This is a genomic window from Planctomycetia bacterium (genome assembly GCA_021413845.1).
Classification (GTDB): domain Bacteria; phylum Planctomycetota; class Planctomycetia; order Pirellulales; family PNKZ01; genus PNKZ01.
Genome location: JAIOPP010000068.1, coordinates 1 through 2914 on the forward strand (window position 1 = coordinate 1; position 2914 = coordinate 2914).

Sequence of the window (2914 nt, forward strand, 5' to 3'; positions counted from 1 at the left end):
ATGCACGAGGGTCGCCATAGCATCGAGCGGATCGTAGAGCCAATGGCCGGGCTGCGGATCGCGCAGCAACTCGTTGAAGATTTCGGAAGCCTCGCGCGTCGTGAGCGAGCGATCGACCGTCTTCCGATCGGCTAAGTCCATCCGAAAGAGAGAGAGAGACCCGGTGCGCGCGAAAGCGAGCGCGAAATTCACGGCCGTGTCACCGCCGGCGGAATTGCCGAGCTGATAGTTCACGTGCGCTTGCGTGAAGCTGAGCCGTGCGCCGACGCAAGCTTTGAGCATATTGCTCCGGCCGATCGTCGAACGAATGTTGTCAAGCGTCGTAGCGGCGGCATCCGCTTGATCGAGCAGACATTGATTCTCCGCGATCAAGATCATCAGCGACGCATACATCTCATAGAAACCCTGCAGACGGGCCCAATTCGAGGCAAGTGCCAACGGCACGTACGCACCACCCCGATTCGCCAGAAAATGGGTGGTCGCCGCGAGTCGCAGCGCGTCTTCCATGACGATCGGGTCGACGAAGTAGAAGGCGGAATAACTCGCTTCTTGAAAGTACTTCGTCGCCAGATCGTAATTGCCGGAGATGAGCGCGATGCGGCCCAACTCGACCAGAGCAACGCTCGTCATCGGGTGGTCGTATTGCCCGCCGGCCAGAATGGATTTGTCGAACAGAGGCTTCGCTTGCGCGTCTTTGCCGACCGCCGCGAACGCACAGCCGAGCATGACGTCGACCCACGCCTCGCTCCAGTGGTTCGGCTGTACCATGCGTTTCGTCAGAACACTGATCAACTCTCCGGCCAGCTTGTCGAACGGGGCCAGAGGTCCGAGGATTTGGTGTCGTCGTCGGAGCGACAAGCAAACGCAACGGACGATCTCTTGCGGATTGATCGGCACCTGCGTCGCTTGCTGAATCACCCCGCCGCCGCTGGCGATCTTCTGCGTCTGGTCGACCGAGCCCTGCTGGATCAAGATGGAGTCGGGGAACGACCCGATGATCATCTGCCGCTGCGGCTGCCCCCAGGGAATCGGACGAAGCGAAGCTTGCTGCGCGGGGGTGATGACTTGATTGAACTTGACCGGGATCAGCCAGTCGTTAAACGTAATCTGGAGCCGCAAGGCCTTATTGAATTGTTCGAGCGCGGGGCCGTGTTGGCCCATCTGAAACAAGCACTCGCCGCACATCGTGTGGTAGCAGATCGAATCGATCCAGAAACTGCTCGACGTCTTGACCGCCCCTTGTAGACAGCTTTGAAAGCCTTGCAAAGCGGCAGCATAGTCGCCGTCATAAAGCCCGCCGAGCACCACGAAATAGCCGTCGGTCGGCACCGTGGTGCGCATGACCTGACCGCGGACTTGCGCTGCGCTTCCGCCGACGACACTGAGCAGCAGGCAGATCATGGCGGCCAGGCGCAGCAACCCGCGATGCGATGGCGAGCCACGGTCGATCGAACGATCCATCATCTCCGCTCCCTGAAACGAGCTTGCAACGTCTTTCCATCCAGGCGACCTAACGGTAGCCGCAGACCGACCTTATCAACATACCCCGTGCCGATGGCACTGGCAAAACAGGTGCCGGCACCCGCCTTTCGCACTCTTCATGTCAAAGCAGGGCTTTTCGGCGACTTTTTCCGTTTTGCCCGAAAGTACGAGTGTCGCTCTGCCGATAACGATTGTGGCGATTTTGACAACCGCAACGGTCGTGATGTGTATTCGGGCTTCCAGTCCCAACATCGCGAAGGTGAATGCGGGTGATGTGCATACGGAGTATCCGGCGATGAAGATGCCCGGCATCCAATCTTGGAAGCGAATCGGCGTTGTGGCAGTAGGGTTGTTGTCCGTCGCGGGCACGACCGGTTGCCAAGTCGACGTTAGCGGCCAAACACTTCCGAGCCCCTATTGGCTTACGGACGACGTTCAATACTTTGCACCTGGTCCCGAGTTTAAGCTTTCGCGCGAGGCGGCGGCATTGCAAGCCGAAACCGCCGCGCAAAGCTCGTCGGGGGGTGCCGCTCCTGCTCCCCCGCCCGTTCCGGGTGCCGGCGTAGGAATAGCCCCGGCCGCGGTGCCTCCGGCTGCCGCCGCGCCGGCTGCCGTGCCGATCGCGCCGTAAGGCCCGACCGACGCCAACGCAAACTTATTCGTAACGGCAAGACTACCGGCCTCATCGGCTCGGTAGTCTTGCCGTTTCGTTTTTTAGCGGCGCAATCGCGCTCATGACGCAAGTGCCGCGCTCGCGCACGACAAAATGCTCAAAAGTAGAAAATTCCGCAGGGTCATTTCGTCGATGGATGAACTAAGGCCCACGGTTCGATCTGCAGCGGCGTTCGGTTACGTTTCGGCGGTTCCCCTTTTTGCGGAAGCGGTCCCATGCTCGACAGCCCGGAATTTCTCAACGCCGTGCAGCATTCGGTGAATGACATTCTCACCTGGGTCGGCTTCGGCACGCTGGCCGGATTGCTCGCCAAAGCGATCATGCCCGGGCGCGATCCCGGCGGCACGATCGCCACGCTCATGATGGGGATCGGCGGCACGGTCATCGGTTCCGGCACGTTGATGTTCTTCACCAACGGCAAACGGGTCACGCCGATCAGCCCGTTGGGGTTCCTCGTCGCGACGGGAGGAGCGTTCATTCTGCTCGGGTTCTATCGCATCTTGGCCGGCCGAATGTTTCGCGAAGGGGCGACCGGGCCGACGAACGTGCAGATCGTGCAAGCCGCCCGACGTCCTACGACGCGCCGCAATCGCCGGGGCGACGTGGTCGTATACGAAGACTAGAGCGCATCCCAAATTGCCGTAGCGCGATCGGCGGGAGTTGAGTAGGCTAGGCGATCACCGGAGGTGATCGATGATTTACTCGAAGGAATTCCGTCGTCAGATTTTGGCGGCGTGCGACTGCGGACAGGGGACGCAG

General features: G+C 60.5%; 2 protein-coding genes and 1 pseudogene. 2 read left to right on the plus strand and 1 reads right to left on the minus strand.

Annotated features, from left to right (window positions below):
* On the minus strand, window positions 1–1461 hold a 1461-nt coding region (locus tag K8U03_12135), incomplete at its 3' end, for a tetratricopeptide repeat protein (GenBank protein ID MCE9605634.1).
* A 316-nt stretch (window positions 1462–1777) separates the two neighbouring features.
* Here K8U03_12135 and K8U03_12140 point away from each other — a divergent pair.
* Together K8U03_12140 and K8U03_12145 are read left to right on the plus strand one after the other, a co-directional pair.
* Window positions 1778–1978 (plus strand): annotated as a pseudogene (locus K8U03_12140) (hypothetical protein).
* Window positions 1979–2370: 392 nt separating this feature from the next.
* Window positions 2371–2778 (plus strand): GlsB/YeaQ/YmgE family stress response membrane protein, encoded by a 408-nt coding sequence (locus K8U03_12145; protein ID MCE9605635.1) that lies wholly within the window; start codon window positions 2371–2373, stop codon window positions 2776–2778.
* Window positions 2779–2914 lie beyond the last annotated feature (136 nt).